Origin of the sequence: Pontibacter indicus (assembly GCF_900156345.1) — a bacterium.
GTDB lineage: Bacteria > Bacteroidota > Bacteroidia > Cytophagales > Hymenobacteraceae > Pontibacter > Pontibacter indicus.
In genome coordinates this window covers 881071-903167 of the sequence record NZ_FTPP01000002.1, presented here as the reverse complement: position 1 = coordinate 903167, position 22097 = coordinate 881071, and the positions used below count along the sequence as shown (strand labels likewise).

The 22097-nt window shown below is 52.2% G+C and carries 19 protein-coding genes and 1 riboswitch; of the genes, 11 read left to right on the top strand and 8 right to left on the bottom strand.

Going from position 1 to position 22097, the window contains the following annotated elements:
• Positions 1-74 precede the first annotated feature (74 nt).
• The 5 genes from udk (at position 75) to B0B12_RS12770 (ending at position 5465) form a co-directional block, all read left to right on the top strand.
• On the top strand, positions 75-692 hold the full coding sequence (gene udk, locus B0B12_RS12790) for a uridine kinase (protein WP_076669385.1): 618 nt from the start codon (positions 75-77) through the stop codon (positions 690-692).
• Complete coding sequence (locus B0B12_RS12785; protein ID WP_076669384.1) at positions 692-1384, top strand: potassium channel family protein; 693 nt, start codon at positions 692-694, stop codon at positions 1382-1384. The genes udk and B0B12_RS12785 overlap by 1 nt, the downstream gene beginning before the upstream one ends.
• A gap of 88 nt (positions 1385-1472) precedes the next feature.
• Entirely contained in the window at positions 1473-1787 is a 315-nt protein-coding gene (locus B0B12_RS12780) for an RNA methyltransferase (protein ID WP_076670335.1), read from the top strand.
• Positions 1788-1956: 169 nt separating this feature from the next.
• Positions 1957-4977: a protein translocase subunit SecDF gene (gene secDF / locus B0B12_RS12775; RefSeq protein WP_076669383.1), complete on the top strand. Its 3021-nt coding sequence runs from the start codon at positions 1957-1959 to the stop codon at positions 4975-4977.
• 86 nt (positions 4978-5063) lie between these two features.
• A complete protein-coding gene (locus B0B12_RS12770) occupies positions 5064-5465 on the top strand; it encodes a hypothetical protein (protein WP_139337799.1) in 402 nt (133 codons plus the stop codon).
• A 144-nt stretch (positions 5466-5609) separates the two neighbouring features.
• Here the strand turns inward: B0B12_RS12770 and B0B12_RS12765 are convergent, their stop codons facing one another.
• Positions 5610-6224 (bottom strand): NifU family protein, encoded by a 615-nt coding sequence (locus tag B0B12_RS12765; protein WP_076669380.1) that lies wholly within the window; start codon positions 6222-6224, stop codon positions 5610-5612.
• Positions 6225-6483: 259 nt separating this feature from the next.
• Between B0B12_RS12765 and B0B12_RS12760 the strand changes: the two genes are divergently transcribed.
• Together B0B12_RS12760 and B0B12_RS12755 are read left to right on the top strand one after the other, a co-directional pair.
• Positions 6484-7875, top strand: coding sequence for a sodium:proton antiporter (locus B0B12_RS12760; protein WP_076669379.1), 1392 nt, complete (start codon positions 6484-6486; stop codon positions 7873-7875).
• A gap of 260 nt (positions 7876-8135) precedes the next feature.
• Positions 8136-9641 carry a potassium/proton antiporter gene (locus tag B0B12_RS12755; RefSeq protein ID WP_076669378.1) on the top strand — a complete coding sequence of 502 codons (1506 nt, stop codon included), beginning with the start codon at positions 8136-8138 and terminating at the stop codon, positions 9639-9641.
• A 36-nt stretch (positions 9642-9677) separates the two neighbouring features.
• Here B0B12_RS12755 and B0B12_RS12750 read toward each other — a convergent pair whose 3' ends face one another.
• The 3 genes from B0B12_RS12750 to B0B12_RS12735 all read right to left on the bottom strand — a co-directional run bounded on the left by B0B12_RS12750 (position 9678) and on the right by B0B12_RS12735 (position 13618).
• Positions 9678-10436, bottom strand: a complete 759-nt coding sequence (locus B0B12_RS12750) for a hypothetical protein (protein WP_076669377.1) — start codon at positions 10434-10436, stop codon at positions 9678-9680.
• A 660-nt stretch (positions 10437-11096) separates the two neighbouring features.
• Positions 11097-12182 carry a chorismate synthase gene (aroC, locus tag B0B12_RS12740; RefSeq protein WP_076669374.1) on the bottom strand — a complete coding sequence of 362 codons (1086 nt, stop codon included), beginning with the start codon at positions 12180-12182 and terminating at the stop codon, positions 11097-11099.
• Entirely contained in the window at positions 12179-13618 is a 1440-nt protein-coding gene (locus B0B12_RS12735; protein WP_076669373.1) for a BatD family protein, read from the bottom strand. Before B0B12_RS12735 ends, aroC begins: the two co-directional genes overlap by 4 nt.
• A 289-nt stretch (positions 13619-13907) precedes the next feature.
• Here B0B12_RS12735 and B0B12_RS12730 point away from each other — a divergent pair, with 289 nt between their 5' ends.
• Complete coding sequence (locus B0B12_RS12730; protein ID WP_076669372.1) at positions 13908-14099, top strand: hypothetical protein; 192 nt, start codon at positions 13908-13910, stop codon at positions 14097-14099.
• Here the strand turns inward: B0B12_RS12730 and queG are convergent.
• Complete coding sequence (queG, locus tag B0B12_RS12725; RefSeq protein ID WP_076669371.1) at positions 14096-15037, bottom strand: tRNA epoxyqueuosine(34) reductase QueG; 942 nt, start codon at positions 15035-15037, stop codon at positions 14096-14098. The two genes, B0B12_RS12730 and queG, sit on opposite strands and share 4 nt — an antisense overlap.
• A gap of 266 nt (positions 15038-15303) precedes the next feature.
• On the opposite strand from queG, the gene B0B12_RS20360 reads away from it, so the two are divergent.
• Positions 15304-15750 carry a RidA family protein gene (locus tag B0B12_RS20360; protein WP_076669370.1) on the top strand — a complete coding sequence of 149 codons (447 nt, stop codon included), beginning with the start codon at positions 15304-15306 and terminating at the stop codon, positions 15748-15750.
• Between the two features lie 75 nt (positions 15751-15825).
• Here B0B12_RS20360 and ruvB read toward each other — a convergent pair whose 3' ends face one another.
• Entirely contained in the window at positions 15826-16869 is a 1044-nt protein-coding gene (ruvB, locus tag B0B12_RS12715; protein ID WP_076669368.1) for a Holliday junction branch migration DNA helicase RuvB, read from the bottom strand.
• 210 nt (positions 16870-17079) lie between these two features.
• Here ruvB and B0B12_RS12710 point away from each other — a divergent pair, with 210 nt between their 5' ends.
• Together B0B12_RS12710 and B0B12_RS20115 are read left to right on the top strand one after the other, a co-directional pair.
• On the top strand, positions 17080-17586 hold the full coding sequence (locus B0B12_RS12710) for a phospholipase D-like domain-containing protein (RefSeq protein WP_076669367.1): 507 nt from the start codon (positions 17080-17082) through the stop codon (positions 17584-17586).
• A 5-nt stretch (positions 17587-17591) separates the two neighbouring features.
• A complete protein-coding gene (locus tag B0B12_RS20115; RefSeq protein ID WP_139337798.1) occupies positions 17592-17852 on the top strand; it encodes a hypothetical protein in 261 nt (86 codons plus the stop codon).
• A 19-nt stretch (positions 17853-17871) separates the two neighbouring features.
• Here B0B12_RS20115 and B0B12_RS12705 read toward each other — a convergent pair whose 3' ends face one another.
• Both B0B12_RS12705 and B0B12_RS12700 read right to left on the bottom strand, forming a co-directional pair.
• Entirely contained in the window at positions 17872-19050 is a 1179-nt protein-coding gene (locus B0B12_RS12705) for an acyl-CoA dehydrogenase family protein (protein ID WP_076670333.1), read from the bottom strand.
• A gap of 189 nt (positions 19051-19239) precedes the next feature.
• Positions 19240-21672 (bottom strand): TonB-dependent receptor, encoded by a 2433-nt coding sequence (locus B0B12_RS12700; RefSeq protein ID WP_076669366.1) that lies wholly within the window; start codon positions 21670-21672, stop codon positions 19240-19242.
• Positions 21673-21737: 65 nt separating this feature from the next.
• Positions 21738-21835: riboswitch (TPP riboswitch) on the bottom strand.
• Between the last annotated feature and the right edge of the window lie 262 nt (positions 21836-22097).

The window sequence follows — 22097 nt, the reverse complement described above, 5'->3', positions numbered from 1 at the left end:
TAAAATAATTAGCTCAGGCTATAACCACATTGGCCTTAAAAGACTAATTTTGTGGCCTGAAACTATAACTTCCAATGCAAAAGCCATTCATCGTCGGGATTACAGGAGGTAGCGCTTCAGGGAAAACCACTTTTTTGAAAAGACTGCTTGCGTCCTTCTCTCCTGAGAACATCTGCCTGATCTCCCAGGACAACTATTACAAAGACCGCGAGCATCAAACCCGCGACCTCAACGGGGTTGTCAATTTCGACCTTCCTTCATGCATCGACGACGAAGCTTATGCGCAGGACATCCTAAAGCTGAGCCAGGGCGAAACCGTTTACCGCAAAGAGTATACCTTCAACAATCCCAACGTGGTGCCCAAGATGCTGGAGTTCAAGCCGGCACCGATTGTGGTGGTAGAGGGCATTTTCGTTTTCTACTTCGAGGAAATTGCCAGGCTGCTGGACCTGAAGGTATACATCGACGCTAAGGAGTACATTAAACTGCAGCGCCGCATCGTGCGCGACAAAGTGGAGCGCGGCTACGACCTCGACGATGTGCTTTACCGTTATACCCATCACGTGGCCCCAACCTACGAGAAGTACATCAAACCCTACAAAAACGACGCGGACATCATCATCCCGAACAACGAGAAATTTGACCGCGGACTGGAGGTGCTCACTACTTTCCTTAACTCCAAGATAAAATAATGCGACACAAGTTTGCAGTAATCGGCCTGGGAAGATTCGGAACATCCATTGCCCGCACGCTCGCCGAGCGCGGTGCAGAGGTGCTGGCTATCGACAACAACGAGGACCATGTAGAGGATATAAAGGACGAAGTGGCCTACGCCGTGGCCCTGGATGCAACGGACATCCGCGCGCTGGAGGCACAGAACGTGCAGGACATGGACGCGGCCATCGTGTCCATTGGCGAGGACTTTGAGGCCCTGCTGATCACCACGGCCAACCTGCAGGAGCTCAACCTCAAGCGCATCATCACCCGGGCCGCCAACAAGCAGCAGCGCCGCATCCTCGAGAAAATGGGTATACAGGAGATCCTGTCGCCGGAAGGGGAAGTAGGCAAAACGGTGGCCGAACGCCTGCTGCAGCCAAGTATCCGCACCTTCCTGTCGCTGCCCGACAACTACGAGATCGTGGAGATCAACACCCCGCGTGGCATTTCCAATAAAAGCCTGGCCAAGATATCGCTGCGCGAGAAGTATAACCTCAACCTGATCACGATCAAGCGCTTTTTTGAGGAGATACAGGACGGCAAACCCACGCAGGTGGAGCACATCATCGGGGTTCCGAAAGCCGACACCATCATCTATCCTTCTGACATTCTGATTCTTATCGGAAAAAAGCAGGACATCAAGCGATTTATTGATATAAACCGCTAACGGATTTTAATTTTTAGAAGAAAGCCTTACATTTGCTTTCTGTATGCCACACGCAGCCAACATATTGTCCCACTTCCGTCATCTTTTGATGACTGTCACCCTGCTTTGGGCATTGATGCTCAACGGGCAGGAGGTGGTGGCGTATACCTACCCGGCGCAAGGCACACCTGTCAGGCTGGCCACAGCCCCGCAGGAAAAAACGATCGTCAAGCAGAAGGTGATGCTGGAGGCCACGACCTCCTTTGTGGTGCTCAACCTGGAGCAGAACGCACTGGAGCCGACTCCTATACCTGCCTTTGCCATACCTGCCGACGAGGCACTGCCAGCTTATGCGGCCAGAGCGCCCGGCGTTGGCTTTGTGGCCCGCTTCTTCCCTATTTCCATTCAACCCAACGCTCCCTAAGCGAATCCTTTCCCAGCAGGTCCATCCCCGGCCCTGCCCCGTTGCGCCTGCCCTAAATTTGAGGTATAGCGGAACGGTTTCACAGCTTACTCCGGTTTATACAGGATAGCACCGCTGTGGTTTTCAATGCATTAACATCTTTCCAACTATACCTATTTTCAACCAAACCATGCGTAATAAGAATTTCATTATTATTATGACAGTGATCGTATCGGCGCTCTGCCTGTACTACCTGTCATTCTCGTTTGTCGCACGCAGTGTGCACAAAGACGCTGAGGCTTATGCCACAGACGCACAAGGCAACGTAGACCACGACAAGCAGCAGACTTACCTCGACTCCATCTGGAGAGAGCCTGTTTACAACTTCCTGGGTGCCGAGTACACCTACCAGGAGGTAAAGGAAAATGAGCTGGGCCTTGGCCTTGACCTGAGCGGTGGTATGCACGTGGTGCTGGAGGTGTCTCCGGTAGAAATCGTGAAGTCGCTCTCCGGCAACAGCAAAGACCCTAACTTTCTGAAGGCCCTTGCCCGCGCTCAGGAAATGCAGAAAAACAGCCAGGAGCGTTTCCCGAACCTGTTTGCTGAAGCCTACCGCGAGTTAGAACCAAACGGACGCCTGAGCCGCATTTTCTCCAACACAGGTACCCGTGGCAAAATCAGCTACGAGTCAAGCAATGCCGAGGTAGTAGACGTGATCAACAAGGAAGTAGATGAAGCCATCGAGCGCTCGTTCAATATCCTGCGTACACGTGTCGACAAATTCGGTGTGAACCAGCCAAACATCCAGCGTCTGGGCCGCAGTGGTCGTATCCAGATCGAACTGCCAGGTATAGACAATCCGGACCGTGTGCGCAAGCTCCTGCAAGGTATGGCGAACCTGGAGTTCTGGGAAGTATGGACGCCAGAGGAATTTTCTCCTTATTTCTCACAGCTGAGCGATCACCTGGACAAAGAAGAGAAAGCGGGCCGCCTGAACCTGGGCCGTACTTCTGCACAAGCTCCGACGACCAATGCCACGACACCAGCTACTGTACAGGACGCCGCTGCTGACGACGTACTTGCCCAGGCTGCTGCCACTTCTAACGATACAGCAGCAGCTGCTGCAAAAGACACCACAGCACTTGCCTCTGCCGCACAAACTGACTCTGCCGATGCGCTTCAGTCGCTGCAGGAAGAGCAGATGGGCGTAATGGGCCGTCTGTTTACCATGATGCCAGGCGGTATCGGTGCCAATGTGCGCGACACAGCCAAAATTAACGAGATTTTCAGAAGACCAGACGTACGTTCTATCTTCCCTGCCAACATGAAGTTCCTGTGGAGCGTGAAGCCGATAAAAGGTGACAACCGTCAGGAGTTCCTCGAGTTCTACGCTGTGAAAAAAGGACGTGACGGCAAAGCGCCAATGACCGGTGATGCCGTGAACGACGCCCGTCAGGACTTCGACCAGAACGGTCGCCCTGAGATCAACATGACCATGACGCCAACCGGTGCCAAGCGCTGGGCGAAACTGACAGGCGACAACGTAGGCCGTCAGGTAGCCATCGTGCTCGACAACTATGTATACTCTGCGCCAGTGGTGCAGGGCGAGATTACAGGCGGTAACTCTTCTATCACAGGTAACTTTACCATTGAAGAGGCAAAAGACCTTGCCAACATCCTGAAAGCCGGTAAAATGCCAGCTCCTACCCGCATTGTGGAAGAAGCTATCGTAGGCCCTTCACTCGGTCAGGAGGCCATCAACCAAGGCCTTATCTCTACACTGGCAGGTCTGCTTGCGGTGGTGATCTTCATGATCGCTTACTATAGAACAGGTGGTTTCATTGCGAACCTCGCCCTGGTGTTCAACGTGTTCTTCATCCTGGGTATTCTGGCGCAGTTCAATGCCGCCCTTACCCTTCCTGGTATCGCCGGTATCGTACTGACACTGGGTATGGCCGTGGATGCGAACGTACTCATATTCGAACGTATGCGGGAGGAGGCTGCCAAAGGGCTCAGTCTGCGCGAGGTGATCAACAAAGGCTATGAAAGAGCATTCATGACCATCTTCGATGCCAACGTAACCACCTTCCTGGCAGGCTTTATCCTGTACTACTTCGGTTCAGGACCTGTAAAAGGCTTCGCCATCACCATGATGCTGGGTATCGTAACCTCATTCTTTACGTCTGTATTTATTTCCAGAGTACTGATCGAGCGCACGTTTGCAAAGGCAGGCAAAGTTTCATTCTCCACTTCTTATACCGACAAGCTTTTCGCTAACGTGAAGTTTGACGTGATGAAATGGAAGAAGGCGGCTTACGCCTTCTCGCTGAGTGTGATCACATTCGGATTTATCGCCATGTACATCAACGGTGGCCTGAACCTGGGTGTTGACTTTAAAGGTGGCCGCTCTTATGTAGTTGAGCTGGACCAGGCTATTCCGGCCTCTGACGTGCGTAGCTCCCTGGTAGACAACTTTGAGGAGGCTGGTACCGAAGTAAAAACTTTCGGTGCTTCCAACCGTCTGAAGATCACGACCAGCTGGCTGGCCGATGATGAAAGCCTGGAGGCTGACGAGAAGGTGAGAACTGCGCTGATGCAGGGTCTGGAGGAGTACAAAGACCAGAACCCTCAGGTGTTGAGCTCTTCGAAGGTAGGCGCCACCATGGCCGATGACATTCAGAATACCGCTTTGGTTTCACTGGTCCTGGCGATGATAGGTATCTTTATCTATGTAATGTTCCGTTTCCGCAACTGGCAGTTCAGCTTGGGTGGTGTAATCGCCTTGCTACACGATGCGATCATGATCGTAGCTGTGTTCGCTATTCTGGACCTGTTTGGTATTTCTTACGAAATGGACCAGATCTTTATCGCGGCAGTACTGACGATCATTGGTTTCTCTATCAACGATACGGTGGTAATCTTTGACCGTGTGCGTGAGTACATGGACGATAACCCTCGCCTGCACGTGAGCCAGATCATCAACCCAGCCTTGATCAACACGTTCTCCCGTACGATCATCACATCCTTCACGGTGTTCATGGTGGTGCTGATCCTGTTCATCTTCGGTGGCGAGGTACTGCGTGGTTTCTCCCTGGCCATGATGATTGGTGTGTTGTTCGGGGTGTACTCTACCCTGTTCATCGCTTCTCCGATCGTGGTGGACACCATGAAGAAAAAGGATACGCCGGTGGCTTCTGCTAAAGTCGCCTAGGTTATACCTGACTTATACACAGAACTCCCGCCTCTTAGTAAAGGGGCGGGAGTTTTTGTTTCTGATGTTCTAGTTAATTTAAAGGCATGAAAAACTTTAGCATAAGCTACAGCGATACCTGGCGGCCTTTCCCGATGGCGTATTGGGTGCACATCGAAAAGGGAGACACGCCCTGGTTCGCCGCGGAAGACTTTGAACCGCCAGCGCCTAAAAAGGACGCGAGCGGCAGGTATAGGATCTATTATGTGGAGGTCGACGGGTTTACCTTTGTGTTTTCATCCTTCGAGCAGCTGGAGCATTGCATCGATATCCTATCAAGGAAATTGCTGCCAACCACTATCGCACTAAGCGAGAGAAGGCCTGGCAGCATGGGACCAAATTCGCATTGGCTAAGCAGGTTGCCTGCACACGTAAAACCCTGGGCTTATCGGCAAAAGGCAGTGAAGTACCTTTCCAAAATCAGAGACAAGATAAAGAACGAGAGATAGTACACACCAGACGCTGGTAAATAATAAGCTACCTACCAGCGCAGTGCTATACCTGAATACAGGCGAAGATCTACAATCAAGAACAAAAAAAAGGCTGGCCCTCTTAGCAGAGAGCCAGCCTTTATACCTTATCGGTTGATAAAATTAGATGGTTACACCGTCAGCTACTACTTCTCTCACTTCAGGTACCATACGCTTCAACAGGTTCTCGATGCCCGCTTTCAGGGTTACAGTAGCCGATGGGCAGCCGCTGCAAGAGCCTTGCAGGTGCACCGTTACCACACCGTCTTTATAAGACTTAAAGGAGATGTTACCACCATCCTGCTCCACAGCCGGACGAACGTAGTTTTCAAGCAGGTCGGTTACTTTCTTAGAGATGGCAGCATCCTCTTCGGTAGCATCCGCATGCGCTTCGCTAGCTGCTGCAGGTTTGTTAGCCTGGAAGCCCTCTACAAAGATAGGACCGCCCGCCTCTACATACGACTTCAGGAAAGTGCGCAGTTCAGGTATAAGCTTCACCCACTCGATGTTGGCGCTTTTTGTAACCGTTACGAAGTTGCTGGCAATGAACACACGCGTCACGTAATCGAAGTTGAAGAGCTCTTGCGCTAATGGTGAATCGGCGGCGCTCTCTAAGTTCGGATAATCTACGCTCTGGCCGTCTGGCAGAAGGCCTACGTTCATCACAAACTTCATGGACTCGGGGTTCGGGTTGGCCTCGGCGTATACCGAAACCGTTTTTTCTCTATTTTCTAACATGGATATCAGCGTTTTAAATTAAAACCTAGGCCTTTGCCTTAAAGTTTCCAAAATTACTCAATTATTCTGACAAGTGATAGCAATGGCGCTGTGGTATTGGTCTGCAAACGGGCGCATCGTTGGCTTTTCCCGGGGCAGACGCAAATGGCAAAGAAAAAGCGCTTGCCTACACAACAAATAGCGTAGTGGAATGGCTCAGAAAATGTATTTTTGTAACGCAGTTAAATATTTAACTTGAATAACTCACCACACAGTTAACATGCTGTATAACTACATTCTGCTGGCGCAAACGCAGCAAGCCGTACCCGGTTTTTTGATTATTCCTTTCCTCCTTCTGATTGGACTTATTGCCAGTGCCCCCATTTTCTTTGGGCACTTTTGGGAGCGCCATTACAAAAAGATAGCGGTTACCCTTGGCCTTACCGTACTGGCCTATTACCTGTTTGTGTTGGGGGATGTGCACATGCCAATTCATACCTTGGCAGAGTACTTCACCTTTGCCGTGCTGCTCAGCTCCCTCTACATTGCGGCTGGCGGTATCTACCTGAACGTAAACGCCAAGGCAACACCCCTGATAAACGTGGCCCTGGTGGCCGTGGGCGCCGTGCTGGCTAACTTTATTGGCACGACAGGTGCCTCGCTGCTGCTGATCCGTCCGTTTATGCGCCTTAATGCCCACCGGATACAGCCTTACCAGATCATATTCTTCATTTTTATTGTGAGTAATGCGGGTGGTCTTTTAACCCCGCTGGGCGATCCGCCGCTCTTCATCGGCTTCATCAAGGGGGTACCATTCTTCTGGACACTACAACACCTGTTCGGACCTTGGCTCATGGCTATTTCCCTGCTCTGCCTTATGTTCTACTTTGTGGACAGCCGAAACAAAGGTGGCCAGATTGTACCTGAGCTCGATGTAGTGGAGCCAGGCTCCGGAAAAACGGAATTCAGTTTCAAAGGTCGTCGCAACCTGCTCTGGCTTGCCATCATCATCGGGGCCGTGTTCCTAGACCCGAACGTGATCGACGCGCTGCCGCACATTTATTACGACGGCAACAAGTTCTCCTTCCTGCGCGAGATCATTCAGCTGAGCGCCGCCTTTATGTGCTACCGCAACTCTAACCAAGAAGCCCTGGCGGGTAACCAATTCAATTTTCACCCGATCCTGGAAGTGGTGTTCCTGTTCTTCGGTATCTTCTTTACCATGATGCCAGCCTTACAGCTATCCGCCGAGATTGCCTCTTCGCCAGCCTATGCGAACTACATCACGTCGAACTTCCTGTACTGGGCCACGGGTTCGCTCTCGGGCTTCCTGGACAACGCCCCTACCTACGCCAACTTCCTGTCACTGGCCATGGCCAAATTTGACCTGGCCCAAAGCAATGTGGGGGACGTGAGGCAGTTTGCTGCCGGCACCTCTGCCGCAGGTCTGGAGACGCTGGTACAGCTTGAAGCCATTTCGCTGGCGTCTGTCTTATTCGGGGCCTTTACCTACATCGGCAACGGGCCGAACTTCATGGTGAAGGCAATTGCTGAGAGCGCGGGTGTAAAAATGCCTTCTTTCTTTGGCTATGTGCTCCGCTATTCTATCCCGTTCCTGCTGCCAATCCTGGTGCTGATTTGGTTTTTTGTAGTGCACCTGAAAATATTTTAAGCCAACCGGACAAGGTATAGCCCAACCATAAACAAGAGCCGTTCCCAGCCCCGGGAGCGGCTCTTTTGCGTAGCAAGCACCACAAACTACCGAGCTCAGAAGCGGGATGCTGTTGGGCCTTTCTGCCAAAATAAGTGCATTTACTTTCTGCCCGGGCGCTTTCAAAACCGACAAATTAGGTTATTATCGTTATATTTGTATGGGCCTGATAACAAGCTTTCAGGTGCCTCTTGCACTTATTTAACAGATCTTTCTAGCGCATGGAGAACATAAATGTCGAGCTGATATTATTTGCAATTTCTATCCTGTTTTTCCTGAGCATCATGGCCGGTAAGGCAGGACACAAACTCGGCGTTCCGGCTTTATTATTGTTTCTTTCTATAGGTATGGTTTCAGGCAGCGATGGCCTGGGCATACAGTTCCAGAATATCCAGCTTGCTCAAATCATTGGCACGGTGTCGCTGTGTATCATTCTATTCTCGGGTGGTATGGACACTAAAATTGCCGACATACGCCCCGTCATAGCGCAGGGCGTTGTATTGGCCACTGTCGGCGTATTTCTGACGGCCGTGCTCACAGGTCTTGCCATTTGGTGGGTACTGGGTATGACAATGGCGTCTGCAGGTATAGGCCTGACCACCTCGCTGCTTCTGGCGGCCACCATGTCCTCTACCGACTCTGCCTCCGTTTTTTCCATCCTCCGCTCCAAAAGCCTGAATCTCAAAAACAACATCCGCCCCATGCTCGAGCTGGAGAGCGGCAGTAACGACCCGATGGCCTATATCCTGACCATCACGCTCATTGAGATCGTGCTGATGGAAAGCGGAGTGAATTACTGGATGGCAGGGGGCATGCTGGTAATGCAGCTGGTTATCGGCGCAGTAGCGGGTTATGTGTTTGGCAGGTTGGCCGTGCGCCTCATCAACTACGTCGACATCGACAACAGCTCGCTCTACCCAATCCTGGTTTTCACCTGCTGTATCTTCATCTTCTCGGCCACCTACTTCATCAAAGGCAACGGTTTCCTGGCAGTATACCTTGGTGGACTCGTTATCGGAAACTCCAAATTCGTACACAAGCGCTCTTCCCTCAACTTCTTCGACGGCATGGCCTGGATGAGCCAGTTGCTGATGTTCCTTACCCTGGGCTTGCTGGTGAATCCGAAGGAGCTGATACCTATTATTATCCCGGGCCTGATTATCAGCTTTATGATGATTTTCATTACGCGCCCGATCAGTGTGTTCCTATGCCTGCTGCCCTTTAGTAAAATGACGGTGAGAGACAAAACCTATGTGTCGTGGGTGGGTTTAAGGGGTGCAGTGCCCATTATCTTTGCCATTTTGCCGCTGGCTGCAGAAGTGCCGCACGCCCGCCTGCTATTCAACATCGTGTTTTTCTGCACGCTGGTATCGCTCATCGTACAGGGAACGTCCCTTTCACAGGTAGCCGTCTGGCTGGGGCTGGCCGAGAAGCCGCGCGAGCTTCATAAACTGAAGGATTTTGATATCGAGTTCTCTGATGAAATCAAGTCCATCACAACTGAAATCAACATCACGGAACAGATGCTGGCAAACGGAACCTACTTGATGGATCTGCCACTACCCGACAAAACGCTCGCCGTAATGGTGAAACGAGACGACAAATACTTTGTACCGAAAGGCAAAACGGCATTGCAGGAAGATGACAAGTTACTCATCATCACAGACGACCTGGACGCCCTGATGCAGAACATGCAAAGCATGGGAAGCGCCACCAGTAAACCGTAAAGCGCCCCTAAGACGGAGCGCTTTTGGTGGTGTCTGTCAGGCATGCTGCAGCTGTTCCTGAATTTCGATGATATTGGCTGCAGGTATCGCACTGTTAATCGACAGCTCCCCCATGACTGAGCGAGTTGCATATCCTTTCGCATCATCCAGTAGATAGTCCAGCATCTGTTTGGCCAGCTCTGCGACCTGGCAGTCTGTCGCATCTGCTATCGGAACGCGGCAGGCAATGACAGCCGGGGCTCCTAGGCGCTTGAGAATCGGATAGAACTTATAACGCTTGTTGTGCAAAGCAGCTCGCAGAGTACGGCCTCCGTAAAACTCCAGCAGGTCCTGGCAGTCGTACTGCTGCGTCTGCTTTTCCGTCAGGTATACCCACACCATTCCCTCCTGGCTTTCAAAGGCGCTACTCTTGATATAATTGATCAACTCCAGCTCCGCCTCTATACTTTCTGCAGACGACGGCAGGATCGTGGACATATTCTTTAGCCCTGCCTTCAGGGTTTTCAGGCTGAGTGGCTGCAAGCCCTTCTGGAGCACTTTCTCTGGAGAGACCAGTCTGGTGCAGTGATAGGATTTGATGGAGTAATGACGCAAGATACCTGCCAGCTGCTGCTGGGCCTGAAGATAGATCGAGTCCGGTATGGCCGAAAGCCAGCTCTTGCCCTCCAGGTTTTTTGCTAGCTCGAGCTCACGCTCCTGACTGATCCGGGCGATATTCGGGTTTACGTAATCCAGTATTTCCTGAGGCCAGGTTGCTAAGTCCTCCAGATTGATCAAAGTTGAATCGTTATTCATATGATAAAGGGAATTAAGAAGTATGTACATAATGCTGCAGCATAACAGCAGTTGAACAAAAACAATAGGTATAGACGAGCACGCATGAAAAGCATGCTCTCAGGCAAACGCTTGCAAAGCGCGCAGTGGGGCCATGATGCAGTCCTGTTGAGGACGCAAATGAAGCGTAGCACATACCTGCTGATCAGGTGCGCTTGCTCTGGGAAAGAATGGGTGCTAGTGGAGAGGTAGGCTTACTAAGGGGCCTGGGGCTGGATAGAGCGGTAAAAGTACTTGATATAGCAGCCGCCTCTGTAGATTTTGGCAGCCTCCTGAGGGATAGTTTCATGCGTAGGAACAGCAAAGGCAACGCTTCTCAGGGCCGCTCCTGCTTTCTTCTTACCATAGAAAAGACCCGAAGGTGTGTTAGCATCCTGAGAGATGCCTTGCTTCCCCTTTAAAAGGGTATAGCCCGTTTCATCAGCCGCATCTGTAACGCATACAGAAAAAGAAGGGAGTTGAGGTATGGAGCCACGGACAGATGCCGCATGCCCGTCACACACAAAAACGACGAGCAGTACGACGGCTATCAGGCTAGTCCTGATACAGCTGGATATGTTTAGGCCGCTTACCATCACTATTAACAAATATAATCAAATTTGGCTATAGCGGCAACACATTTCAGGGAGTCAGCCTGTTAGCGCGCTGCCGCAGCAGAAAATCAGCCAGCACGAGCGCGGCCATGGCATCTACAATAGGCACCGCACGCGGCAGCACACAGGGGTCGTGGCGGCCTTTGCCCTGCAGGGTGATCGCCTCGCCGGCGTCGTTTATGGTTTGCTGCGGCTGCAGAATGGTAGCAACCGGTTTAAAGGCTACATTGAAGTAAATGTCCTGCCCGTTGCTGATGCCGCCCTGTATACCGCCGGAGTGGTTGGTACGCGTGCGCACCTGGCCTTGCTCGTCGGTATAGAACTGGTCGTTGTGCTCGGAGCCGCGCAGCTTCACCCCCTCAAAACCACTGCCGTACTCAAAGCCTTTCACGGCGTTGATGCTCAGCATGGCTTTGCCTAGTTCAGCGTGCAGCTTGTCGAACACAGGCTCTCCCAGCCCAACCGGAACACCCTGCACCACGCAGCTCACCACGCCGCCAATGGTATCCAAACTGTCCCGTGCGTCCTCTATCAGACCGATCATGCGGGCAGCTGTTTTGCCATCGGGGCAGCGCACCTTGTTCGAGTCGATCTGGGTCAGGTCAAGTTTGGTATAGGGCTTGCGCACATTGATGCTTCCCACCTGTGACACATAGGAGCGCACCTGGATACCATAAAATTGCAATAGTTTTGCTGCCAAAGCGCCCGCTGCCACACGCGCCACGGTTTCGCGGGCCGAGCTGCGGCCGCCGCCACGATGGTCGCGCAGGCCATACTTGGCGGTGTAGGTATAGTCGGCATGTGAGGGACGGAAAGCCTGGGCCACATGCGAGTAGTCGTGGCTTGCCTGGTCTTTGTTGCCCACCACCATGGCAATGGGAGTGCCGGTCGTTCTGCCTTCAAACACACCGGACAGGATCGTGACTTTATCTTCTTCTTTGCGGGGAGTCGTGATGTCAGACTGCCCGGGCCGGCGGCGGTCCAGGGCCCGTTGTATTTCTTCTGTGGTGATCTCCAGCCCTGCAGGGCAACCATCCACGATCACGCCTACTGCCGCACCATGCGACTCGCCAAAGGTGGTGATTTTGAAAATCTTACCGTATGAATTGCTCATTTGATGTTCCGATACTTTAGGAAGATGAACCCTGACAGAGCCAGCAGCACCAGCAGGACGATGTTGGTATAACGCTTGATGACTTTCTCCTGGTAAAGACTGACGAGGGTATGGTCTTCGTTTTCGATGATTTTGTAAAAAGGCCCCAGGTCGCGGGCCAGCACCATGTTGTCTGCCTCGGCTATACCTGTTACCGTCACGCTCAGCTCAGACTGTAGCGTGTCGTAGGTGGCGGTGACTGGGTTGAAGTAGATCCAACGGAAGTCGTTGGCCAGGTTGTAGGTGCCCGGCACGCGGCCCAGCACCGAGTAGGTAAAGCGCTTGACGCCCTGCACACGCCCGGCGCGCAGCGTTATATCCTGCTGCATATCGGGAGGGTAAAAGTCGAGTGTGCCGGTGGTAGACGGGCTTGGCGGCATGAGGGCGGCCAGGTTGCCCTCCCCTTCCAGCTCAAACATATACCGGAAGCTTTTGTTCAGCGGCACCGACTTGCCCGACAGTCCCTCGCGCAAAGTATACTCCCCGACCGGCACCACATCGCGCAATGGGTGCGGCGGCAGCTCTTTCACAGGTATGATGCGCTCCCGGGCAAAGAAGGTCTTGTAGCCTTCCATCCTGTCTTCGAGCAGCGTCGGGTTTACGGCCACTTTGTATTTGAGCATGCGCAGGGATAGTTTGGGGAAGCGCAGCGGCTCAGTTGTGAGCGGGTATAGCACGGCTTCGTACAGCCTGAAACGCAGGTATGGCTCGCCCTGTACCACCACCTGCTCCGGCGTTACTTCGTCTATTTCGAACACTTCCTCCCAAGCGTTCGGTTGTTTCAGTTGCCGTAGTATGCCCGTTATTTGGTTGCCGAAATCATGGAAGTCCAAGAGTCGCTGATCGGCTTCGGCCAGATAAAAGTACAGCACGATGTTCAGTCCCTCGCCTACGTATACCTCTTTCTTATCGGTGTAGAGCGTCAGGAAGGCGTTATCCTCCTCGTCCACGTACTCCTGGGGCTGCTCCTCGCCCTGCTCCGGCTGCTCAGGTATAACCAACTCCGGCTCTTTAGGACTGACAGCAGCCATCGGCCCCACCTTGATCTTCATGCCGCTCGACTTCAGCACCTGCCCGTTCACCGTCATGGTAAACGGCTTGAGTTCGTACTCCCCTTCGGCCAGGGCGGCGTAGTTTTGGGTAACGGTGAGCACGGTGGTGGTCTTGCCTCCTGCTATGACAGTTTTGGTAGACGAAAACCGGTTGCTTTTTTTGAAGCCTTCTATCTCCGGAAACGGGGAATAATCCTTGAGTTGCTGGTCCTGCAGCCGGATGGAAACCGTGAAGTAGGTGTTGATGGGCAGCGGACTTTTCCCCAACTCAATGCGGGCCTGCTGCCCAAAAGCGGGCACCATTACAGACAGGTATAGCAGCACAAGTAAAAAGGTCAGGCGCATGATTGAGGTATAATAGCAAATTTAATAATTCTTGCCGCTATACACGGTAATATTATAGTCCAATTTTCAGGAATTTGTCTTTTACCCCGCCTAGGGTCTTGATGGGCATTTTTGTAAAATACAGGCTTGTTTTGAGCGTTCTGCTAGTGCTGCGTTACCAAACCTACTCGGGAATTGTGATTCAGAATCAGTTAATTAACTTAAAATATTACAAATTATTCAAACCTGAATCAACTTTTTAGGTTAGTTTCGTATATCAGATTACAATACCGAAATACCCATAACAATAATGCTGGAGTACGTTAAAACGATCTTGTTGAAGGTGAGCTTCGACAAAATGCTGTTTGAGAAAGAATTGAGAAAAGCCTTTAAAGTGCTGATTCCCGAGGAACTCAAGCAGCTGAAACAATGGTGCTATGAAAAATTTTCGGAGATGTACCTTTACGTGCTGAACAAGGTCTTCTCCAGAGCTCAGGTCTAAGAGCCGGGGCTTTGCTCCACAAAACGTATATTGCGTAGCAAACCGTTGTAGCCTGTTCGTTTCACAGCTGATTTTTTGAACAGCTGCGAAAAGACCTCCTGTGTGATTTCCTCCCAGTCCGACTTCTTCATTTCCTTCAGCTGTGGGTGCGCCTCAAAGGCAGGTTCCTGGTGCGGCTTGCTGAACCGGTTCCAGGGGCACACATCCTGGCAGATGTCGCAGCCGAAAATCCAGTTGCCAAACTTCCCATGCATTTCCTGTGGCAGTTGGTCTTTTAGCTCGATGGTGAAATACGAGATGCACTTGCTGCCGTCTACCACATAGGGCGCCACAATCGCGTCGGTTGGGCAGGCATCGAGGCAGCGGGTGCAGGAGCCGCAGTAGTCTTTGATCGGCCCGTCGTGTTCCAGCTCCAGGTCAATGATCAGTTCGGCAATGAAGAAGAAGCTACCCACCTGCGGGGCGATCAGGTTCGAGTTCTTGCCCACCCAGCCCAATCCACTTTTTTTGGCCCAGGCCTTGTCGAGCACCGGCGCCGAGTCCACGAAGCAGCGGCCGCCCACCTCTCCTATCTCCTCGTTAATGTACTGCAGCAGCGTCTTCAGCTTGTCCTTGATCACGAAATGGTAATCGGTGCCATAGGCGTACTTTGAAACTTTGTAGGTGTCTTCGCCAGTCTGCTGGTTTTCTTTCTCCGGATAATAGTTGAGTAGCAGCGACACCACCGATTTGGCCCCTTCCACGAGCAGGCGCGGGTCAAGGCGCTTGTCGAAGTGGTTTTCCATGTAGTGCATCTGCCCGTGCATGTTCTGCTTCAGCCAGTTCTCCAGCCGCGGGGCCTCCTCTTCCAGAAAGTCTGCCTTGGAGACGCCGCAGTACATGAAGCCCAGTTCCTGCGCTTTCTGCTTGATGAGGTATGTGTGCTGTGCTTTGTTCAAAATCTGGGTGTCGCTCAGGTATAGCTATACCTGGAGAAGAACAAAATTACGGAGAAATAAATCCGATTCGAATCTATTTTGCTTCCGCTATACCTTCCTCCCGGTTTTGCACGCCCCGCTACGTCCGATTATGGACAGTGCTGTACTATTCAGAACAGGTATACCTGCCCTACTACTTCACCAAACAAGCTCCAGGCTACGCAGAAGGCACTTTTTTCTGTTGGCACACTCTTAGGTATAACTATAGAAATTTAAAAACGACAACTATGAAAAAGAGCATCTTTTTAGCTATCGCCCTGCTGATGGGCTTTGCGTATGGCGCACAGGCACAAGGCCAAAAACTGCAGAACGGCAAGGTATACCACCTACACCCCGCGGGCGAACAGGAGTGGAATTACGCCCAGGCCTACCGCAGCGGCAACATGCTATACTTGTCAGGCACGGTTGGCAAGAGCACCATGGACGAGGCGATGGAGCGTGTGTACAAAACCATTGAACTGACGATGAAACAATATGGCCTTGATCTGACACATGTGGTAAAGGAAAATTTGTACGCCACAGACATAGAGGCGGCTAAGAAAAGTCAGCCAATACGGAAGAAGTACTACGGCGCTCATACCCCGGCTGCCACGTGGGTGCAGGTATCGAGGCTGTTCGAAGAGGACACTATTCTGGAGATAGAGGTGATCGCAGAGATAAAGAAGACAGAGTAAAATCAGGTATAGCAATATCCTTAAAAACAAAAAAGCAGGCCTGCAGCCTGCTTTTTTCACATATCACAAACAAATTTATTCAGCTTGGTCGAACAGACCGCCTGACACGACCTGCTGCGGCGGTACTTTACCGAGGTGGCGGTAAGCAGCTTCCGTAGCTTCACGTCCACGGGCGGTGCGCTTGATATAGCCTTCCTGGATCAGGAACGGCTCGTATACCTCCTCAATCGTCTCTGCTTCTTCGCCACAGGCCGTTGCAATGGTGGATATACCTACCGGACCGCCTTTGTACTTATCGATGATGCAGGACAGGATGCGCTTGTCCATGTCGTCGAGGCCATTGTGGTCTACGTCCAGGGCAGCCAGTGCGAAACGTGCGATCTCCACATCAATGGTGCCATTGCTTTTTACCTGGGCGAAGTCACGGGTACGGCGCAGCAGGTTGTTGGCAATACGCGGCGTGCCCCGGCTACGGCGGGCAATTTCGAAAGCAGCATCCTCGTGTATAGGCGCACCCAGCAAAGCCGAGGAACGCTTCACAATCGAAGTAAGCAGTTCAGCATCGTAGTACTCCAGGCGGCTGTTAATGCTGAAACGAGCACGCAGTGGCGCTGTCAGCAAACCGGAACGTGTCGTAGCACCAATCAGCGTAAAAGGGTTCAAACTGATCTGCACAGAGCGCGCATTCGGACCGGAGTCGAGCATAATGTCGATCTTATAGTCTTCCATTGCCGAGTACAGGTACTCCTCCACAATCGGGTTAAGGCGGTGTATCTCGTCAATGAACAGTACATCGTTCGGATCGAGGTTGGTCAGCAGGCCGGCCAGGTCACTGGGCTTGTCCAACACCGGGCCTGAGGTCATTTTGATGCCTGCATCCAGCTCCGAGGCGATGATGTGCGAGAGCGTGGTCTTGCCCAGGCCGGGAGGGCCGTGCAGCAACACGTGGTCCAGTGCCTCACCACGGTTTTTGGCTGCCAGCACAAATATTTTGAGGTTCTCCACCACCTTGGCCTGCCCTGTGAAGTCGGCAAAGCTGAGGGGACGGAGGGCTTTGTCAATGTCTTTTTCAGCCGGCGTCATGTAGTCATTACCACCGGTGAGATAATCTTCTCTCATAAAAAATGCTATCTGATTTAGCGCTTTCTGCTATACCTAAAGGTAACAGTTTCGGCGCGGCTTTCGCTCCATTTCTGCAGACGAATTTACTAAATTTTGCTAATTATTTTATAACAATTCGCCATAAATCTAATATAGTTAGCAAAAAGACGAATTCATCGAAGAATATGCCCTGACTGTGGTACCTTACAGATTCCAAAGAAACACACTATGCATAGCCATTACCCGAAAGTTACCAGCCACGCCTTCTTCAGCCCAGGCGACGACTGCCTCAACGCCATCATCACCTGCATGGACGAAGCCGAGGAAAGTGTAAAGATATGCGTGTTTACGATCAGCGACAACCGGATTTCAGACGCTATTGTGCGGGCACACCGGCGGGGTGTCGCCATCAAGATCATGACGGACAACGACAAGCTGCACGACGCGGGCTCAGACATACAGGAGCTTGCTGCCCGGGGACTGGAGGTGCGCATTGATAAGACACGCAACCACATGCACCACAAGTTCGCCATTTTTGATGGAACACGTGTACTGACCGGCAGCTACAACTGGACGCGCAGCGCCGCCCTGTACAACCACGAGAACATCCTGATCACCGATAACCCAAGCATCGTACAGGATTACAGCGACGAGTTCGACCGGCTCTGGAAGGACATGATGCGGTATAATCCTGGCGGCAGAAGCCGGGAGGAGTTCTGGGAACGGGGAGAATAATCTGATTGCCCCGCATACCTATACCTATACCTATACCTATACCTATACCTATACCTATACCTATACCTATACCTATACCTATACCTATACCTATACCTATACCTATACCTGATTCTTCTTCTGGTGCATTTTCTTATGCACCGCTGCCTAATCCAGACTGTAAAACACTAAGGGGAACCGCGCACACCGCGAGGTCTGCGGAAAAAGCAAAGGCAGCCACTTGCGTAGCTGCCTTTTTATACCTGTCCTTCTCCTCCCGTTTATAGGGCAGATTTGAAGTAAAGCCTATTTGAATGCTGGTATACCTGTGATGTCCGCTCCAGTAATGAGCAGGTGGATGTCGTGCGTGCCTTCGTAGGTGATCACCGACTCCAGGTTCATCATATGGCGCATAATTGGGTACTCGCCCGTAATGCCCATGCCGCCGTGGATCTGACGTGCCTCGCGGGCGATGTGCAGGGCCATGTCTACGTTGTTGCGCTTGGCCATCGAAATCTGCTGCGAAGTGGCTTTGCCTTCGTTTTTCAAGGTGCCCAGTCGCCAAGCCAATAGTTGCGCTTTGGTGATTTCAGTGAGCATTTCGGCCAGTTTCTTCTGTGTGAGCTGGAAAGCGGCAATCGGCTTATCGAACTGTATACGCTCCATGGCGTACTTGCGTGCGGACTCATAGCAATCGATCGCAACGCCAATGGCTCCCCAGGCGATGCCATAACGGGCAGAATCAAGGCAGCCGAGCGGACCGCGCAGGCCTTCCACGTTTGGCAGAAGGTTTTCTTTTGGCACTTTCACGTTGTCGAACACCAGTTCGCCGGTGCAGCTGGCGCGCAGGCTCCATTTGTTGTGGATTTCCGGTGTCGAGAAGCCCTCCATGCCGCGCTCCACGATCAGCCCTTTGATGCGGCCTTCTTCGTTCTTGGCCCACACCACGGCCACCTGGCTCTCAGGTGAGTTAGAGATCCACATCTTAGCGCCGTTGAGCAGGTAGTGGTCACCCATGTCCTTGATGTTGGTCGTCATGCCGCCTGGATTGGATCCGTGGTCTGGCTCTGTCAGGCCAAAGCAGCCCAGCCACTCACCACTGGCCAGTTTGGGTAGGTACTTTTTGCGCTGCTCCTCCGAGCCGTACGCATAGATTGGATACATCACCAACGAGCCCTGCACGGAAGCTGTAGAGCGCATGCCGGAGTCCCCACGCTCGATCTCCTGCATGATGATGCCGTAGCTGATGTAGTCCAGGCCGCCACCGCCGTACTCGGCAGGTATAGTCGGGCCGAAAGCACCTACCTCACCGAATTTCTTCACGATCTCAGAAGGGAAATGCGCGTCCTGCGCCCACTGCTCGATGTTCGGGGAAATCTCACGCTTCACAAAGTCGCGTAGGGTCTGTCGGATAAGAATATGCTCTTCGGTCAGTAGGTCGTCGATATTATAGTAGTCAGGAGCTCCTGATGATTCGTAGGCCATAGCTTTTTTTGTTTTTAAGGTAAGGGTTACCTGCAAATATAAAATTTAAAATCAATTGTCAGAATCAGGAGGCGAAGGTTAGTTAAATTGTTGAATGGCTGAGCATACTCTATTTAGACAAACAGTGTGGAGGTTAGACAATAAAAAAAGCCCCGCCAACTGGCAGGGCCTTTAAAAAATCAATCTATGCTAAAATTTTAAGCCGACAGACAACAGGAAGTTGCGGGTGGCCTGCGGGTAGTAGTAATTGTAGTCGTAGCGGGTTGGATCACCTGCATACTGCTCACTGAAGGTATAGCCGTTAGCTTCGTACTTCTTGTTGAGCAGGTTGTTGACCAACAGGGCCACTTCCACCTCCCGCATGAAAGCTGGTTTCAAGGTATAGCGCAGGCGCAGGTCCATCACCTGGTAGCCTTTGAGCATGCGATCTTCGCTGGCAGTGTTGTCGAGGTACTGCTTGCTAACCGTTTTGTAAAGCAAGGCTGTCCGGAAGCCTTTGATTGGCTGCACCTCGAGTTGGTGCGCCGACACCACAGCCGGAGAGAAAGAGATATCCGTTTCGCTGTAATCGTTCTGGAGGGTGTTCTCTACATTGTAGTCCTCGTCATACACATACACGGTCTCCGTGTAGTTCCGGATCTTGTTGCGGCTCAGCGTCAGGTTGCTTCTCAGTTCCACCGCGTCGTTCAGCCGAACGGCACCCGCTAGTTCTATACCTGTGCGGTAACTGTCTTTGATGTTGGTGCGCAGCGGAGCCCCCACATCATTCAGCTGGCCGGTCAGCACCAGTTGGTTGTCATAGTCCATGTAGAAGTAGTTGGCGTCCATGGTATAGCCCAGGTTTTGGCCAAAGAGCGAAAGGCCATTGCCGCGCAGGCGGTAGCCCGCCTCCAGGTTATAGAGCGTCTCGGCGGTCAGTCCTTCCCGGTTGGCCTGGTTGTTCATCGGCGTGTCGGTGAAATCGCTTCGGGCAGGTTCGCGGTTGCCCACTGCATAGGAGGCGTACACGGTCTGGTTATCGGTCACTGAATAGGTAACGCCCGCTTTCGGGTTCACGAAGTGGAAGCTCGCCCGGGTCGTCACATCCACGTTGTTGTCATCCACGCCGTCGATGTTGTAGTCCACCGTGCGGTACTGCAGGTCGCCAAACACCCCTAGCTTGTCATTGAGCTGGTAAGTTACTTTTCCGAAAATGTTGAAGTCGGTCTTGACGCCTGTGTTATCGTAGTAGCGGTGGCGGATGTTGCTGGTGCCCGCGTAGCGAGCCCAGATCACCTCGCCGAAGTGGTCGCCGTCATACTTGTTCCAGGCACCACCCAAGGTCGCTTCTAGTTTGCCTGCCTCGTCGGTATAGTTGAGGGCGTAGGTAGCGCCGTAGAAGTGGTTATCGAGCCATTTCTGGCGGATGATGTCGGAGCGGCTGATGGTGGTTTCGCCGATCACCACAGGGGCGATGCCATACTTCGACAACCTCTCATCATCCTTAAACTGCTCGTAATAGCCGCGACCGCGGGTATAGAAGAACGCGCCGCCCAGGTTCAGCCTGCTGGCCAGGTCCTTCGAATAGTGCAACTGGTAGTGGTCCTGCTGGTAGTTGTCCGTCTCGTTGTCGTAGGTCAGGGAGTTATAGGTGCGGTCGGTCTCCAGCTTGTCTTCCGGCACGCCGTTCCAGGCCTGGTAGGTCTGCTCCTTGCCAGAGAAGGTCACAAACTTGATCATACCTTTTTTGCCATGGTAGCCGCCCGCGAAGTAATAAGACTTCAGATCGGAAGAGGCTCTGTCTACATACCCGTCAGAGGATATTTTAGAAAGACGTCCGTCGAAAGTGAACTTGTCGTTGATGAGGCCGGAGCCGAAGGACACGCTGTGGCGCCAGGTGTTGAAAGAGCCGTAGCCGTTCACTGCCTCGGCATAGGCATCCTTATTGAGGCCCAGCGTGCGGATGTTGAGGCTGGCCCCGAAGGCACCTGCCCCGTTGGTTGAGGTACCCACCCCGCGCTGCACCTGTATGTCCTGCACCGAAGAGCCCAGGTCCGGCATGTTCACGAAGAAGGTGCCGTGGCTTTCGGCATCGTTGACAGGTATACCGTTGATGGTCACGTTGATGCGCGTGATATCGGAGCCGCGGATGCGGATACCGGTATAGCCCACGCCCGCCCCGGCATCGGAGTTCACCACCACCGAAGGGGTTTGTTCCAGCAGGTAGGGCAGGTCCTGGCCAAAGTTTCGCGCCTGTATCTCTTCGCGGTCTACGTTGGTAAAGGTAGTGCCCGTCTTTTCGTTGGCCCGGGTGGCCGAGACAACTACCTCGCCGGTGCGGAGGCTGGCCTGTTGCAAGGTAATGTTTACATTGGTATCAGTGGAGAGCCTCACCTGACGCTCAGCCTGTCCATACCCTAAAAAGGTCACCCGAAGGGTATAGTTGCCCGTAGGCAGGTTCTGGAATTCGAAGAAGCCGTCAGAACCGGAGGTTGTACCGGTGGTGGTTCCTGCCAATACCACGGTGGCTCCCGCCAGCGCCTCGTTGTTGGCAGCGTCTGTTACGTACCCGCTCAGTTTGTACTGGGCAAGCAACTGCAATGGCAATAGCGTGACTGCCATCACAATCAGTAATTTTTTCATTTGGTGTGTAAGAAAAGAATAAGATGAAACATACAGAACTGCCTGGGGCCGGCAGCCTGCTTTACATTGTTTCCCCGTGTTTTTCCCTTCGCCGGCATTACCCGGATCAGGTTCAATGGGTATGATCTCAGCCCGTTGTTATAAGGCACCCCTAAACTGACGCAAAGGTATACCCCTTTTTTGATCAAAACAAAGTACTATGCCGCAAAGAATGGCCAATCCACTGTATCAGTCAGTTAAGTACAATTTTATTTTATCAAAAGCCGATAACCACATGCGGTCAAACTACGTTGAAAACAATATGAGGCACAATTTCAGGCACCCGTTTCCAAGGGGCGGGCCTAACCGGAAAGAGAGGCCAGCTGTACCAATTTTAGAGAGAGTTAAAGAAGAAATGTGATGATGATCAGCTTACTGTATACTTT

Bases quoted from the DNA above. Each gene is read 5' to 3' on its own strand.
- B0B12_RS12770 (WP_139337799.1), top strand. From the start codon at position 5,064: ATGAAAAACTTTAGCATAAGCTACAGCGATACCTGGCGGCCTTTCCCG.
- B0B12_RS12765 (WP_076669380.1), bottom strand. From the start codon at position 6,224: ATGTTAGAAAATAGAGAAAAAACGGTTTCGGTATACGCCGAGGCCAAC.
- B0B12_RS12750 (WP_076669377.1), bottom strand. From the start codon at position 10,436: ATGAATAACGATTCAACTTTGATCAATCTGGAGGACTTAGCAACCTGG.
- B0B12_RS12700 (WP_076669366.1), bottom strand. From the start codon at position 21,672: ATGAAAAAATTACTGATTGTGATGGCAGTCACGCTATTGCCATTGCAG.
- B0B12_RS12735 (WP_076669373.1), bottom strand. From the start codon at position 13,618: ATGCGCCTGACCTTTTTACTTGTGCTGCTATACCTGTCTGTAATGGTG.
- B0B12_RS12760 (WP_076669379.1), top strand. From the start codon at position 6,484: ATGCTGTATAACTACATTCTGCTGGCGCAAACGCAGCAAGCCGTACCC.
- ruvB (WP_076669368.1), bottom strand. From the start codon at position 16,869: ATGAGAGAAGATTATCTCACCGGTGGTAATGACTACATGACGCCGGCT.
- B0B12_RS12785 (WP_076669384.1), top strand. From the start codon at position 692: ATGCGACACAAGTTTGCAGTAATCGGCCTGGGAAGATTCGGAACATCC.
- B0B12_RS12755 (WP_076669378.1), top strand. From the start codon at position 8,136: ATGGAGAACATAAATGTCGAGCTGATATTATTTGCAATTTCTATCCTG.
- udk (WP_076669385.1), top strand. From the start codon at position 75: ATGCAAAAGCCATTCATCGTCGGGATTACAGGAGGTAGCGCTTCAGGG.
- secDF (WP_076669383.1), top strand. From the start codon at position 1,957: ATGCGTAATAAGAATTTCATTATTATTATGACAGTGATCGTATCGGCG.
- aroC (WP_076669374.1), bottom strand. From the start codon at position 12,182: ATGAGCAATTCATACGGTAAGATTTTCAAAATCACCACCTTTGGCGAG.
- B0B12_RS12780 (WP_076670335.1), top strand. From the start codon at position 1,473: ATGACTGTCACCCTGCTTTGGGCATTGATGCTCAACGGGCAGGAGGTG.
- B0B12_RS12730 (WP_076669372.1), top strand. From the start codon at position 13,908: ATGCTGGAGTACGTTAAAACGATCTTGTTGAAGGTGAGCTTCGACAAA.
- B0B12_RS12705 (WP_076670333.1), bottom strand. From the start codon at position 19,050: ATGGCCTACGAATCATCAGGAGCTCCTGACTACTATAATATCGACGAC.
- B0B12_RS20360 (WP_076669370.1), top strand. From the start codon at position 15,304: ATGAAAAAGAGCATCTTTTTAGCTATCGCCCTGCTGATGGGCTTTGCG.
- B0B12_RS12710 (WP_076669367.1), top strand. From the start codon at position 17,080: ATGCATAGCCATTACCCGAAAGTTACCAGCCACGCCTTCTTCAGCCCA.